Here is a 14,559-nt window from a genome sequence, read left to right as displayed (position 1 = left end):
CCCATCGCCCGGAACCCATCGCCCGGAACCCGTCGTCACGGCGCGGTCGCTCCGCCGGGATGACCGGCGCGTCCCCCCACTCCCGGCAGGACACGGAGGACACCCGTGGACACAACTCCCCGTACCGCAGGCGGCGGACCGGTCACCCTCGACGGTACAACTCCCGCCACCGACAAGGCTCTTGGCACCGGCACCCCTACGCCCGCCGATGTCGCGGTCCGCGTAAAAGGCACCCTGGAAGGTGTGTTCGGCGCCGTCGCCGCGACCCGTGAGGACACCGGGGCGCTCCTCGCCTCGGTCACCGCCGCCGGGCGCCGCCCCACCACGGCCGACCTCGCCGCGCTCCGGCCCGCCCTGCACACCCGGTTGCGCCGGTTCGACCTCGCGTCGGGCATGGGCTTCATCGCGGCCCCCGGTCTGCTGGCCGACGTACCGGCGTGGCTGGAGTGGTGGCAGATCAGTACGGACGGCGAGGTGAACCGGCTGCTGCTCGATCTCGACCCGGAGCACTCGGCGTACTCCGACTACACCCACTGGGACTGGTACGCGCTGGCCCGCGACACCGGCCGGCGCGCGGTCGCGGGTCCCTATGTCGACTACCTCTGCTCCGACGAGTACAGCCTCACCCTGTCCGTCCCGGTCGCGGTCGGCGGCCACTTCGCGGGGGTCGCGGCGGCCGATGTCTATCTGCCGCACTTCGAGGCGGCGGTACTCCCGCTGATGCGGCGACTCCCGGACCCCGCCGTCCTGGTGAACGCGCGCGGCCGGATCGCGGTGTCCACGGACGCGCGCCATCTGGCCGGGTCGCTCCTCAAGGGACACGACCTCCGGCCCGTGCCCGGGGACATTCCGCTGGCACTGGTGACGACCGGCCACACCCCTGACTGACCCTCGGCACCTCCCTTTTCCGGCGGAAAAGGTGCGACCGTACCGCAGATGGGGCGCCCGGCACTTCACGGGGAATTAAGTTCCGCTCCGTCTCGCGTTCCGCCCGCTGTGTGCCCCAGGTGGTGTGTGAATGCGGTTCGGTCGCAGGGTCGACTTTCCTTGGACGAGTTACTAGGATGCCCAACGAGTTCTTGGCAGTTGCTTTGTTGAACCTTGACGGACGCTGCCGGTAAAGGTCCGCTGTTGGGTGGCAGCACTTTGTTACGGGGAAGTGGGGAACCAGTGCGCCTGCCAGAGGTCTGTACCAGTTCAGCGCGTGTCTTAACGATCGATCCACCGCCCGATCAGCCCCTGTTTACGCCCTTATCTACGCGTGTTTCTCCGTCGTGATGTACGCGACGTCGTGATGTGCCCGAATTTCCGCACTTTCGCACGTCGCGGATACGAATGCTGATATAGGGGCGGGAGTGTATCGTTTCCAGCTTTTGGGTCCCTTGGGTATTGCCGAGGGACATGAAGTTGTCGTTCTTAAACCTTCAAAACCGGCGAGTTTGCTGGCGGCTCTCCTCATTCATCCGGGTTCCGTGGTTTCGACCGACTATTTGCTGCGCGCGCTCTGGGACGAAAATCAACCCACCACCGCGCGGGCCGCGCTCCAGAGCTGTGTGCTGAGGCTGCGCCGCATCTTCAGCAAATACGGGATCACCGGCAATGCCATCGAGACGGTGCCCGGCGGCTACCGCATGCACGCCGACGCGGGCACCCTCGACCTCGTACGGTTCCGGCTGCTCGTGCGGGCCGCCGACGACGCGCCGGACGCCGAGAGCAGGCTTTACCGGCTCAAGGAGGCCCTCACCCTCTGGCAGGGCTCCCTCCTGGCCAATGTGCCGTCCCTGATGCTGCACCGCGACGAGGTCCCCGCGCTCACCGAGGAACGGCTGCGCACCCTGGAACGGGCCTGCGACATCGAACTCGCCCTGGGCCGATGTCGTCAGGTCCTGGTCGACGTCTGGGAACCGGCACGAAGACACCCCGGCCGTGAGCGGTTCTCCGAGCAACTCATCGAAGCCCTCTACCGCACCGGCCGCCAGACCGAGGCCCTCTCGGAGTACCGGGCCGTGAAGCGGCGCCTCAAGGAAGAGCTGGGCATCGACCCCGGCCCCGCACTCCAGCGGCTCGAACTCGCGATCCTGCGGGGTGACGACCTCGGCCCCACCACCGCCGACCAGCGGATCCAGCTCGTGGAGCGCCCTGTGTCCGCCCTCACCGCCGCGCCCACATCCGGCGCCCCGATGTCCGGCGCCCTCGTCGCCGGTACCGCCATCTCCGGTGCCGCCCTCGCCCTCGGCCCCGGCGACCCCGGCGCCGACCGCCCCGTACCGCCGTCGCCGCTCCCGGCCATGCCCTCCGTGCCGGCCGTACCGGTTCCGCCGCCGCTCCAGCCCGTGCCGTCCTTCACCGGACGTGCCGTCGAGCGGGCCGCCATCACCGGGCGCCTCACCGCCCAGACCCCCGGCACCCGCGACACCACGGTCGTCCTCATCTCGGGCGCCCCCGGCATCGGCAAGACCGCCCTCGCGCTCCAGGCCGCGTACGACGCCCAACACGCCTTCCCCGGCGGGGTGTTCGTGCTCCCCATGAACCGGTCCGACGGCACCCCGCGCACCCATGACGACGTCCTGGCCGACCTGCCCGCGCCCGGCGCCCCGCACGGCCGCCCGCTCCTCGTCATCGACGGTGTCTCCAGCGCCGACCAGGTGCGCCGGCTGCTGCCGGCCGCCGCCGGGGGCGCCGCGATCGTCACCAGCAGGCGCGGCCTCGCCGGACTCGTCGCCACCCACGGCGGCAGCGTGCACCGGCTGGACGCGCTGGAGCCCGCCGACTCACGGCAGTTGCTCGCCGCGACCCTCGGGCCCGAACGCGTCGGCGCCGAACCGGCCGCCGCCGATGAACTCGCCCATATCTGCGGCCACTTCCCGCTCGGCCTGCGGATCGCCGGGGCCCGGCTGCTCACCCGCCCCGGACTGCGGATCGCGGACTGCGTCGCCTGGCTGGCCGAGAACCTGCCCGCCCGACTAGCCCTCGCGGACGAGCCCGGCATGTCCGTCCCCCGCGTCTTCGCCAGCGCCCTGCACGGTCTGGAGCCGCGCTGGCAGGAGGCGTTCCGCCAACTCGGCACCCAGGACGGGCTGTTGTTCTCCTCGTCGGCGCTCGGTGACTTCGCCGACGCCGAGGAGGCGTTGGAACGGCTGGCGGACGCCGGGTTACTGGAGGAAGGCCCGCCGGGCCCGTACCGCATTCATTTTTTGCTCAAAATCTACGCGCGTCAGCAGGCATACGCGGCCGGGAAGAACCCCATCGCCCCCGCCGCCCCCACGCTCCGCTGATCTGCGAACCCCGCCCGACCTCGCACGATCCCGCCCGACCTTGATCGATCCCGCCCGACCTCGCACGATCCGGCCACCTTGACCACGTTTCCACTTGACCACGTATCCAGGGGTGTCATCCACATGGGCTCAGCCACCTACGAAGCCGTCGCCGCGACCCGGCCGCGTATCCGCAGGGATGTCCTGTTCACCGAGATCGCGGAAGGAGTGCTGTTCCACAACGCCGACGGCGGATTCCAGCTGACCGCCAAATCGGCCTACCGGTTCGCCACCCTGATCGTTCCTCACCTCACCGGCGACCACTCGGTCTCCGACCTCTGCGAGGGCCTCGGCGACGGGCAGCGGGCGATGGTCGGAGAACTGGTGAAGAACCTCTACGAACGGGACTTCGCCCGCCCGGTCGAGCGCCCGGAACCCGCAGACGAGACCCCGGTCGCCGAAGGCCCCGGAAGCGCGGACGCCCTCAGCACCGAGGCCGCCGTCGCCCGCCGTTACGCCCCGCAGATCGCCTACGCCGAGCACTACGCCGACGACGCCGAGGCCCGCTTCCGGCGCTTCCGTACCGCACGGGTCGCCGTCCTCGGGGACGACCTGGTCGCCCGCTGGTGCGCGCTCGGCCTGATCCGCAACGGCTGTGCCACCGTGGGGACTTCACCGGGGCTCGACGCCGCGTCCCGCGACGCGGTCCAGGCCGAGGCCGCCGAGGCCGCTGCCGACGGCTGCCCGGTCGACCTGCCGATTCTCCCGGCCGATGTCCCTGGCACACCGCTCGGCTGGGCGGATCTCGACGGGTACGACGTCGTCGTGGTGACCGGCGGCGCCGCGGCGCCCCGCAGGCTGTTCCCGCTGCTCAGCGCCGGGGTGCCGGAAGGCCGTACGCTCCTGCCCGCCTGGTCATACGGCGGCCAGGCCGTCGTGGGACCGCTGACGACCTCCGCGTCCACCGGCTGCTGGGCGTGCGCGGTGCTGCGCGTCGGCTCCCGTGGCTCCCTGGACCCGCGAGAGGTCCAGGACGCGGCAGCGGCGGCGGCCGACCTCTGGCACACGGTCGCCGTGCCGGGCGCGGAGCCTGTCGGCGAGCGGCCGAACCAGCCGCAGTCCGCGATGCTCGGCAACCTCCTCGGCTACGAGGTGTTCCGCCTCACCACCGGCGCGCTGCCCGCCGAGACCGCCGGGAACCTCGTCGTCCAGGACATGCGGTCCCTCGACGTCAGCACCGAACCGCTGCTCCCCCACCCGCGCTGCACGGTGTGCGCGTCCGCTGGTCAGGAGACGCCGGTGGTCGTCCCGGTGGTCGACCTCACCACCGCCGGAACCGAGTCCCTGCCCCTGCCGACCCTCGCCACCGCCCGTGAAGCCGACGCCCTGGTCGAGGAGTTGAACCGCCGCTCCGTCCTGGTCCGGCCGCGCGCCGGGGTCTTCACCCGGTTCGCCGACGAACCCCTCACCCAGATCCCGCTCAAGGCGACCCTCGTCGAGTTCGGCACCGGACACGGCGTGTCCCGCCGGGTCGCCGCCTTCGACGTGCACCATGTCGCCGGGGCCCGACTGCGCGCGCTCGACGCGGCGGCCGAGGTGTACGCCGACCATGTCGTCCCCGACACCGGGATCTTGACGGAGGATCAGCTCACTGCCGCGCGGGCCGCCGGTACCCGTCTCCTGGAGCCCGGCACCCTGACCACCGCGCTCGGCCTCTCCGCCGACTCCGCGCCGCTCACCGCCTGGCGTCCCGCCACCTCGCTCCTCACCAAGGAACAGGTGCTCGTGCCGGCCGCCGCCGTACGGACCTTCGGCCCTCACAACGCCGACCGGCTCTTCGAGGCGACCCGGGCCGGGACCGGCGCCGGAGCGACCCTCGCGGACGCGGCGGCGGACGGTCTCCTTTCGGCCCTCGCGCACGACGCGCTGCTGCGCGCCCTGCGCGGCGACGGCCCGGTACGCCGGGTGCCACTCACCGTGCCGGAGACCTCCGACGAGGCGCCGGGCGCCGACGCCGAACTCACCTTCCTCGTCCGCTCGGCGGCCGTGCTCGGCGTCGATCTCGACCTGCTCGACCTGGGCGAGAGCGACCGTACCGGCGTCCATGTCCTGCTCGCCCGGGGCGCCGGTACCTGGGCCATCGGCAGTGAGACCGACCGACTGGGCGCGGCCGTGGCCGCCGTACGGGATCTGCTCGGGCAGGTGCAACTCGCGGGCGAGGAGACGGCGGTCGCGTTCGACACCGGGGATCCGCTGCTGCGGGACCTCGACGCGGCGACGATCGACGTGACGGCCGACGCGACGGACGGCACCGACGCTCCGCGTGTGTCGGGCGCCGAGGCCGTGACCGTCTGGGCCGACGTCCTCGACCGGCTCAGGGCCGCAGGACGGGACGCCCTCGTCGTCCCCACCGGCTCCGCCGATCTGGCCACGGCCGGCATCAGAACCGTCCGCGTCCTGCTCACCGCGGAGGAAGCCCGTGGCGCCTAGCACCCTCGCCGCCCGCCCGCCGGTACCCGACTCGCCCGCCCCCGAACGCCACCCCCTCCAGGACCTCCTCGACCGTGCCCTCGCGCGGCTCGGCGGGCCGGAGGTGACGGTCGGCGCGCTGGGCACCCGTAACGCCTTCGCGGCCGGTCAGACCGGTGACGAGGTGTCCCGGACCACTGTTCCGGTCCGGGTGTACGGCGGGCATGTCGTCGTCGGACCGCTGCCCGCGCCCGACGGAGGTGCCGCCGGTACCGGCTGTGCCCACTGTCTGGCCCGGCGCTGGCAGGCCGTACGGTCGGTGGCGCTGCGGGACGCCCTGGAACTCGGCGGTCCGACCCGCGCTGCCGGGGAGTGGCCGTACGCGACACCGTTCGTGGCGGACACGCTCGCCGCACTGGTCACCGGACTCCGGGACCAGGGGGACCAACTCCCAGGTGGCGAGGGCCCGTTCCCGCTGGTCCGCCTGGTCGACCTGCGGACCCTCACCGTCCGCTCGTACCCGCTGGTGCCCGACCCCGAGTGTCCGCGCTGCGCCACACCCCGTACCGACACCGCCGACGATGCCCGGATCACCCTGCGTCCGGCGCCCAAGTACCGGCCCGGGGCCTTCCGGGTGCGGCCCGTCGAGGCGTACGCGGTCGAGGTGGCCGCGTTCGCCAACCCGGTGTGCGGGGCGCTCGGGCCCTCGCTGGTGCAGGACGTCTCGTCCACGTCCACCTCGGCGACCATCGGCTGCTTCTCGATGCGCTCGGGGGAGTATCTGCGCGAGACCTTCTGGGGCGGGCACGCCGACACCTTCGGGCACAGCAACCGCATCGGCGTACTCGAAGGCATGGAACGGTACGCGGGGATGCGGGCGCGCTCCCGGACCACCAGTGTCACCGGCACCCTCGAAGACTTCGGCACGGACGCCGTCGACCCACGCGAAGTCGGCCTGTACGCACCGGAGTTCTACCGGGCCAACCCGCACGTACGGCCCTTCGCGCCGGACCGTGAGATCCCGTGGGTGTGGGGCTACTCGCTGCGTGACGACCGGCCACGCCTGGTGCCGGAAGTGCTGACGTACTATCACGCGCCCGGTCTGGAGAACCGGTTCGTGCAGGAGAGTTCCAACGGCTGTGCTTCCGGCGGCTGTCTGGAGGAGGCCGTCTACTTCGGTCTCATGGAGGTCATCGAGCGCGACGCCTTCCTGCTCACCTGGTACGGGCGTCAGTCGCTGCCCGAGATCGATCCGGCCACCAGTACCCGCGCGAGCACCCGTCACATGGTCGACCGGCTCGCGATGTACGGGTACCGGGCCCGCTTCTTCGACACCCGGATCACCTTCCCGGTGCCGGTCGTCACCGCCGTCGCCGAGCGGTACGACGGTGGCCTCGGCCGGATGTGCTTCGGCGCGGGGGCCGGGCTCGACCCCGAGTCGGCGCTCGACTCGGCGCTGTGCGAGATCGCCACCGACGCCGTGAACCTCCAGGGGCGCAGCGAGCGCGACGAGTCCCGACTGCGCGCCATGGCGGGGGACTTCGACCAGGTGACCGCCCTGCATGACCATCCGCTGGTCTACGGCGTGCCGGAGATGGGCGTCCACGCCGACTTCCTGCTCCGGGGCGACCGCACCGGCGCACCCCCGCGCGCGGTCGCCGATCTGCGGTGGCCCGACGCGTCCGGCGCCCCGGCGGCGACGGATCTGCGCGAGGACCTGCTGCGTTGTGTGAACGCCGTGACGGCGGCCGGGTTCGACGTCGTCGTGGTCGACCAGACCCTGCCCGAACAGCGCACGCTCGGCCTGCACACGGTGAGCGTGCTCGTCCCCGGACTGCTGCCCATCGACTTCGGCTGGTCCCGGCAGCGGGCCCGCACCATGCCCCGGCTGCGTACCGCCCCGCGCGCCGCCGGGCGACGCGACCACGATCTGACACCGGACGACCTGAATCCGGCGCCCCATCCCTTTCCGTAACCACCGTCCAGCGGTCGACCAGACCAGCAGAGAGGAGGGTCCCGTGGGTTACGCCCATGACTATGCGGCAGCGATCATGCAGCGCGGCCGGATCCCGATGGAGCCCGCCGATTTCGTCCCCGACTGGGCGGACCGTCCCAGGAAGGCGAAGTACTACCCCGGCGTCGAGACATTCCCGCTGCCGGACCCGGCGTTCCCGGCCGGCGCGACCGTGACGGCGGGGTGCCTGCCCGGGAGTTCCGGAGAACGTGAACTCGCCGCCGGGGAAGGGGCGTTCACCCTGGACGCGCTCGCCGGTATGCTCCGCGACTCGTACGGGCTGACCGGCCGCCGCCTCGGCGTCCAGGCCAACACCGACCTCGCAGCGCTCCCGCACTACGCCCAGGCCAACTGGTCACGCGGTACCGCGTCCGGCGGCGGCCTCTACCCCGTCAGCGTGTACTGGGTGTCCGGCCCCAGCGGCCCGCACCCACCGGGCGTCCACTACTACTCGGCGCCCCGGCACGCGATGCAGCGGCTGGTCGCCGGGGACGCGACGGGTGACCTACGGGCCGCCCTCGGTGCGGACCACCCCGGCGGCGGGGGCGCCGGATCCGGGTGCGACCAGTTCCTCGTCCTCGGCATCAAGTACTGGCAGAACGCCTTCAAGTACAACAGCTTCTCCTTCCACGCCGTCAGCATGGACCTCGGCGCGATCCTCCAGACCTGGCGCATCTGGGCCCGCGGCCGGGGCCTGACCGTCGCACCCGCGCTCTGGTTCGACGAGTCGCGCGTCGGCCGTGTCCTGGGCGTGGACCCGGACGAGGAGGGCGTGTTCGCCGTCATACCGCTGACCTGGGAGGGCGCGCGCCCCACCGCGCCCGCCCGTGCCACACCCCCGGCGATCCCGCACCGCGACTCCGAACGCTCCCGCACGGTCCTGCACTTCGACACCCTTCAGCGCATTCACACCGCGACCGCCGACGCCGCCACCGAACGCCCCGCACCCGGCGCCCTCGAACCGGCCCGCACCCCGCTTCCCGAAGGCATCGGGGCGCCGGTGCCGCTGCCCCCTGCCGAACTGCCGCCCGTGGACGTACGGACCGCGCTGCGGGAGCGCCGCAGCAGCTTCGGCCGGTTCGACGCGACCCGTCCCGTCACCGCCGTACAGCTCGCCGCGACCCTCGCCGCGTGCGCCGCCACGTCGCTGGGCAGCGACGCCGAGATCCCCGTAACGCAGGAGGACCCAGGTCGGGACAAGCAGGCACCGGAGGGCCCCGACTCACCGAAGGACCCCGGTCGGGATCTGCTCGCGCTGCCGGGCCTGGTCACCCTGTACGCGTTCGTCAACCACGTCGACGGGATCGAGCCCGGCGCCTACGCCTACGACCCCGCCGCGCACACCCTGCGCCTGGTGGTGCCGGGACCGCCCGGAGGATTCCTCCAGCGCAACTACTTCCTGTCCAACTACAACCTGGAGCAGACGGGCGCCGTCCTCGTCCCGACCGTGCGGACCGGCGCCGTCCTGGACGCGGTGGGCGACCGGGGCTACCGGCTGGTCAACGGCACGGTCGGCGCCGTCGCTCAGACCTTCTACACGGCGGCCTCCGCACTCGGCCTCGGCGCCGGTGTGGCCCTCGGCTTCGACAACATCTCCTACATCGAGGAACTCGACCTCGAACGCACCGGCGAGAACCCGCTGCTGATCATGCTGCTCGGCCATGAACGGCCCCACCCGGCCGACTTCCGCTACGAGATCGCCTGACCGGGACAGGGGACATCGCCATGACACCGGACACCGTCACCATCACACCCGTACCGCAGGACGCGCGCGTGGCGCGCACCGACTGGCGGCCGGGGCGCCGCTTCATGCTGCGGGTCGCCGGGCTGCCCATCGAGACCGTGCACGCGCTGCGCTGCGAGGACAGCGGTCGTTGGGCCGACGAGCTGCTCGCAGCCGAGGACCGGCTTCGGGCCCGCGCCGCCGAACTCAGCGATCTGCTGCACCACGCGATCGGCGCCACCGACACCGCACCGGGCGGGCAGGGCGGCCATCAGCGCCGTGCCCTGCTCGCGCTGCGCCGCCGGATCTTCAACAACCAGTTGCCGCCCGACCCGGAGGAAGCCGTCCGGCTGGCCGGGCAGTTCGACCTGCGGACGGCCGATCTGACCGAGGGGTGGGTACGCGACCGGCGGCACCTGGAGAAGCTGCGGGCCGAGGGCGCGCCGTTGCTCGCCGCCGACCTGGACCGGACCCGGGCCGCCCTGCGCGACCTGCTCGCCGAGGACCGGCTGCGCTGCGGGCTGCTGCTCGCCTCGCCGACCCTGGAGAGCCGGCTCGACGCCTTCGTCGCCCAGGGCCGATCCGGGGCGCCGTACGACAAGCGGATGCGGAAGATCGAGCGGTCCGTGCTGTCGTACCTCTACCGGACGGCGTGCAAGACCAGCCCGTTCAGCACGTTTACAGGGGTGGCGACCGGACTCTTCGACGACAAGGGGGACACGGCGTCCCTGCGGGTGGACGACGTATGGACCAGCCATGTGCGGCTCAACGTCGTCGTCCTCGGGCGGCTCGCCGAACTGATACTCGCCGACCCCGCGCGCCGCGCCGACCTGCCCGTACGCCTGGCCTCCGGCTGGGAGCGGGACGACGACCGGATCCGCTATGTACGCCAGTGGATCAGTACCGGCGACGACTCGGCCGCCGTCACTTTCGACGCGGTCAAGGACCGGCTGTTCTTCCTGCGCCGCAGCGGCACCCTGGACCGACTGCTCGCCCTCTTCGACGGCGACGGCGACAGCGGCGGGGGCAGTGACAGCGGAGGCAATGACGGCGAAAGCGCCCTGCGCTACGGCGACTTGACCGACTGGCTGCGCACCGAGCACGACGCGGCGCCCGAGCAGTGCGAGACCTATGTCGCCGCGCTGCTCCAGCTCGGCATGGTGCGGGTGCCCTGTCTGGACACCGATGTGCACAGCCCGGACCCGCTGCACTCCTTCCAGTCCGCCCTGCGCGGACTCGGCCGCCCCTGGGCCGACGGACTCGCGGACACGCTCGACGGACCCGTCTCCGTGGTCGACCAATACCCGGCGGCGGGGCGTACCGAACGGGCCGAGCTGCTACGGGAGTTGCGGACCGGACTGCGCGCCGCGCAGGCCCACCTCGGCGACACCGACGCCACCCTGCCGCAGACACTGCTCTACGAGGATGTCAGCGCGGGCCGCGACCTGACCTGCGGTCTGGGTGCCTGGACCGGACGGGACGGCGGCGCGCTGCGATCCGTCGAAAGCGTCCTGCCCGCCTTCGATCTGACGTTGCCTCAGCGCGTCACGTTCAAGGGCTTCTTCCTCGCCCGCTATGGCCGGGGCGGCCGGTGCGACGACCTCCTCGGACTCGTCCACGACTTCCACGAGGACTTCTTCGACCAGTACCTGTCCTTCGCGGGCCGTCGGAAGCCGTTCGACGAGCGCGGCGACTACGTGGCGGAGGAGAACTGGCTCGGGCTGCCCGGGGTCCGGGCGATCGACGCGGCGCGGCGGACGTTCATCGACCGGATGCGGGGCGCGTGGGCGGCCTGGACGCAGGAGGGTGAGGGAGAGGACGGCGACGGGATACGGCTCGGGGACGCGGACCTCGACGCGGTCGCCGCCGAACTCGCGCCCGTCGCGGGCGAGTTCGTCCCCCAGTCGCACCACATCCAACTGGCTCGCGAGGACGGCGAACCGCTGATCGTCCTCAACCGTTCCTACGGTGGGCTGTCCTTCCCCTTCAGCCGGTTCACGCATGTGTACGACACATCGGCGGACGGCGGCGCCTTCTCCGACGAGCTGCGCGCGAACGCCGACGCCGTCACGCCCGGCGGAGCGGTACTCGCCGAGATCACCGGCGGCGCCGTCACCAGCAACCTCAACCTGCACAGCCCGCTCACCGCGTACCAGATCGTCTGCCCCGGCGAGTCCAGCACCGTGCCCGAGGAGCGGCGGATCCACCTGGACGATCTGTCCGTGCACCACGACGCCGACACCGACCGGCTGGTGCTGCGGTCCGCGCGGCTCGGCCGGGAGGTCGTCCCCGTCTACCTCGGCTATCTGGTGCCGCTCGCGCTGCCCGAGATCCCGCGCACCCTGCTCCTGATGTCCCCGACCTCCATGGCACCCCTCGACGTATGGGGCGGTGTCCCGGCGGGCGAGGCCACCGACGGGGTGACGGTCAGGCCCCGGGTGCGGTACGGCGAGGTGGTCCTCAGCCGGCGCAGCTGGACCACCACGGCCGGCGCCCTGCCCGTACGCGCGCCCGGCACCGACGACCAGGAGTGGTTCCTCGGCTGGCGGCGCTGGCGGCGCGCGCACCGGCTGCCCGAACAGGTCTTCGCGACCGTGTCCGGCGGCCCCCGGGGCGGCGCGGGCGCCAAACCGCAGTACGTGGACTTCCGCAGCGCGCTCTCCCTCACCGCCCTGGAAGCGCTGCCCACGCATCCGGACGACCGGGTCGTCCTGAGGGAGATGCTGCCGTCCGCATCCGGCGTCCACGTCCGCTCTCCCCGTGGCACCCACGTCGCCGAACTCGCCGTGGAAACCTTCACCACCCCCACAGAAGAGGCCCCCTCGACATGCCAGAACTGACCCCCGTAGCCGGTGAGTGGCAGGCCATCCACATCTTCTACGCGGCCAACCCGCAGCCCATGCTGGTGCAGTGTGTCCGGCCGCTGATCGCCGAGTTGAGCGACGAGGGGCTGCTCGACGGGTATTTCTTCATCAACTACTGGCTGGAGGGGCCGCATGTCCGACTGCGGCTCAAGCCGGTGGACGCCGCCGCCACCGAGGAGGTGCGGCGGCGCGCCGAGGAGGCGATCGGCCGGTTCCTGCGGACCCGGCCCGCGCTCTACGAGGTCGACTCCGGGTTCCTCAACGAGTTCTACAACACCCTCTTCGAGATCGAGTTCCCCGAGGGCGACCGCGCCGCGTTCATGGACACCGACGGGCGGATGAACCTGCGGCCCAACAACTCCTTCTCGTACGAGCCCTACGAGCCGGAGTTCGGCAAGTACGGCGGTCCGGCCGGTGTCGCCCTCGCCGAATGGCACTTCGCGCACTCCAGCGATCTGGTCATGGACGCCTTCCGCACCATGAACCTCCATCTGCGGACCGTGCTGCTCGGCACCTCGGCCCAGCTGATGATGGTGATGGCGAGCTGTTTCCTGTCCGACCGCAAGGAGTTGGGCGACTATCTCGACCGCTACTACGAGTTCTGGCACCAGGCGTTCCCCGGCACCGGGTTCATCGGCTCGAAGGAGTACGACAAGAACTACGCCGAGACGGCTCCCGGGCTCGGTCGCCGTTTCGCGGCCGTCCGCGCGGCGGTCCAGGACGGGGACCTCGCCAGGCTGCCCGTGTTCCTGCGCGGCTGGGCCGAGCACTGCACCGAGCTGCGGAACCGGGCATTCGAGTTGGCCGAGCGGGGCGAGCTGGTGTTCCGCTCCTGGGACGGCACCCGCGACGAGCACGTCACCGACCCGGCCGTCGCCCTTCCGCTGCTGCTCTCCCCGTATATGCACATGACCAACAACCGGCTGCATGTGACGATCCGCGACGAGGCGTATCTCTCCCATGTGCTGGGGCGGGTACTGCGCGAGAGCCCCGGCGGCGCGGATTCGCCGGCGGACGCGGCGTCTGCGGGGGCGAGATGAGCGCCGACCCGCAGCCGTACCCCCAGCCGGCCCCCGTCCCCGCCCCGGCCCCGGCAGCCGTCTCCGGGGACCTGCTCGCGTACCGGCCCGCCCTGCGCCCCGACATCCTGCTCAGCCCGCCGCTCCTGCGCGGTCCGGGCACCGTGCATCTGCTGAAGGACCCGGCGGGCGGCGCGGCCTTCGAGGTCGGGGCGAAGGAGTACTTCCTGATCTCCCGGCTGGACGGCGACCGCAGCCTGGGGGAGATCGGCACCGAGTACGCCGACACCTTCGGCAAGCGTCTCGCCGACGCGCACTGGCACCGGCTCCTGGGCCTGCTCGGCACCCGGCACCTGCTGACCGGCTCCCCGCCCCCGACCCCCTCGGCGCAGCCGGCCCGCACCGGCTCCTTCGAGGGCACCCTGCTGCGCGGCACCCTCCGTCTCGTCGCCGACGCCAACGCCACCACGACCCGGCTGCACCGCCTGCTGCGCCCCGCGCTCCGGGCCCCCGTCCTGCTCCCGCTCGCCGCGATCCTCATCGCCATGGAGGTGCTGCTCGCCGTCGCGCTGCCCGAACTCGCCCGCGACACCTGGTGGTTGCTGCACCGTCCCGCCCCGCTCGTCGCCGTACTCACCCTGCTGTGGCTGAGCACCGCCGTCCACGAACTCGCGCACGGTATCGCCGCCCGCCACCACGGAGGCACCGTCGGCGAGATCGGTCTGCGCTGGCGGCTGCCGATGGCCGTGATGTACTGCACGGTCGACAACTACCGTTTCCTCCCCGGGCGTTGGCCGCAGCTCGCGGTCGCGGGGGCGGGCGCCTTCGCCAACCTTCTCTTCCTGCTGCCGTTCATCGGGTGGTGGGCAGCGCTGCCCGGCGACGACCCGACCCGCCGCGTCCTGTCGGGCCTGCTGCTGCTCGGCAGCGTCCAGGCCCTCGTCAATCTGCTGCCGCTGCCCCCGCTCGACGGCTACACGATGCTCAGCCACACCCTGCGCGTCACCCATCTCGCACCCGAGAGCGGACGCTATCTGCGGCTCGCCCTCCGCGACCGCACGGCCGCGGCCGACTACCCGCGCCGGGCCCGCACCCTCTATCTCGCGTACGGGATCGGCTCCGCCGTCCTTGTCGCACTGATCATCGCGGCCGTCGCAACGGGCCTCTACGTCCAGCTAGTTCACTGATCCGACCCGTTCTCCCGCACGACCCCTGT

8 protein-coding genes are annotated in these 14,559 nt (G+C 72.1%); all 8 read left to right on the top strand.

The features are described from left to right. Window positions 1-105 precede the first annotated feature (105 nt). On the top strand, window positions 106-888 hold the full coding sequence (locus ACFVT5_RS30740) for a cache domain-containing protein (RefSeq protein WP_389894712.1): 783 nt from the start codon (window positions 106-108) through the stop codon (window positions 886-888). A gap of 584 nt (window positions 889-1,472) precedes the next feature. Continuing rightward, window positions 1,473-3,275 (top strand): BTAD domain-containing putative transcriptional regulator, encoded by a 1,803-nt coding sequence (locus ACFVT5_RS30735; RefSeq protein WP_389894710.1) that lies wholly within the window; start codon window positions 1,473-1,475, stop codon window positions 3,273-3,275. Between the two features lie 123 nt (window positions 3,276-3,398). After that, a complete protein-coding gene (locus tag ACFVT5_RS30730; RefSeq protein WP_389894709.1) occupies window positions 3,399-5,744 on the top strand; it encodes a TOMM precursor leader peptide-binding protein in 2,346 nt (781 codons plus the stop codon). Then, on the top strand, window positions 5,734-7,698 hold the full coding sequence (locus ACFVT5_RS30725; RefSeq protein ID WP_389894707.1) for a TOMM precursor leader peptide-binding protein: 1,965 nt from the start codon (window positions 5,734-5,736) through the stop codon (window positions 7,696-7,698). Before ACFVT5_RS30730 ends, ACFVT5_RS30725 begins: the two co-directional genes overlap by 11 nt. Before the next feature lie 43 nt (window positions 7,699-7,741). Next, on the top strand, window positions 7,742-9,442 hold the full coding sequence (locus tag ACFVT5_RS30720; RefSeq protein ID WP_389894705.1) for a nitroreductase family protein: 1,701 nt from the start codon (window positions 7,742-7,744) through the stop codon (window positions 9,440-9,442). Between the two features lie 20 nt (window positions 9,443-9,462). Continuing rightward, a complete protein-coding gene (locus tag ACFVT5_RS30715) occupies window positions 9,463-12,300 on the top strand; it encodes a lantibiotic dehydratase (protein ID WP_389894703.1) in 2,838 nt (945 codons plus the stop codon). Beyond that, window positions 12,288-13,364: a lantibiotic dehydratase C-terminal domain-containing protein gene (locus tag ACFVT5_RS30710; protein ID WP_389894701.1), complete on the top strand. Its 1,077-nt coding sequence runs from the start codon at window positions 12,288-12,290 to the stop codon at window positions 13,362-13,364. Before ACFVT5_RS30715 ends, ACFVT5_RS30710 begins: the two co-directional genes overlap by 13 nt. Beyond that, a complete protein-coding gene (locus ACFVT5_RS30705; RefSeq protein ID WP_389894699.1) occupies window positions 13,361-14,530 on the top strand; it encodes a peptidase M50 in 1,170 nt (389 codons plus the stop codon). Before ACFVT5_RS30710 ends, ACFVT5_RS30705 begins: the two co-directional genes overlap by 4 nt. The last annotated feature ends 29 nt before the right edge of the window (window positions 14,531-14,559 follow it).

Source organism: Streptomyces sp. NPDC058001 (genome assembly GCF_042886315.1).
Taxonomy (GTDB): domain Bacteria; phylum Actinomycetota; class Actinomycetes; order Streptomycetales; family Streptomycetaceae; genus Streptomyces.
This window is presented reverse-complemented; position numbering and strand designations above follow the sequence as displayed.

Excerpts from the sequence above, each read along its gene's own strand:
- ACFVT5_RS30730 (WP_389894709.1), top strand. The coding sequence starts at position 3,399 with ATGGGCTCAGCCACCTACGAAGCCGTCGCCGCGACCCGGCCGCGTATC.
- ACFVT5_RS30715 (WP_389894703.1), top strand. The coding sequence starts at position 9,463 with ATGACACCGGACACCGTCACCATCACACCCGTACCGCAGGACGCGCGC.
- ACFVT5_RS30710 (WP_389894701.1), top strand. The coding sequence starts at position 12,288 with ATGCCAGAACTGACCCCCGTAGCCGGTGAGTGGCAGGCCATCCACATC.
- ACFVT5_RS30705 (WP_389894699.1), top strand. The coding sequence starts at position 13,361 with ATGAGCGCCGACCCGCAGCCGTACCCCCAGCCGGCCCCCGTCCCCGCC.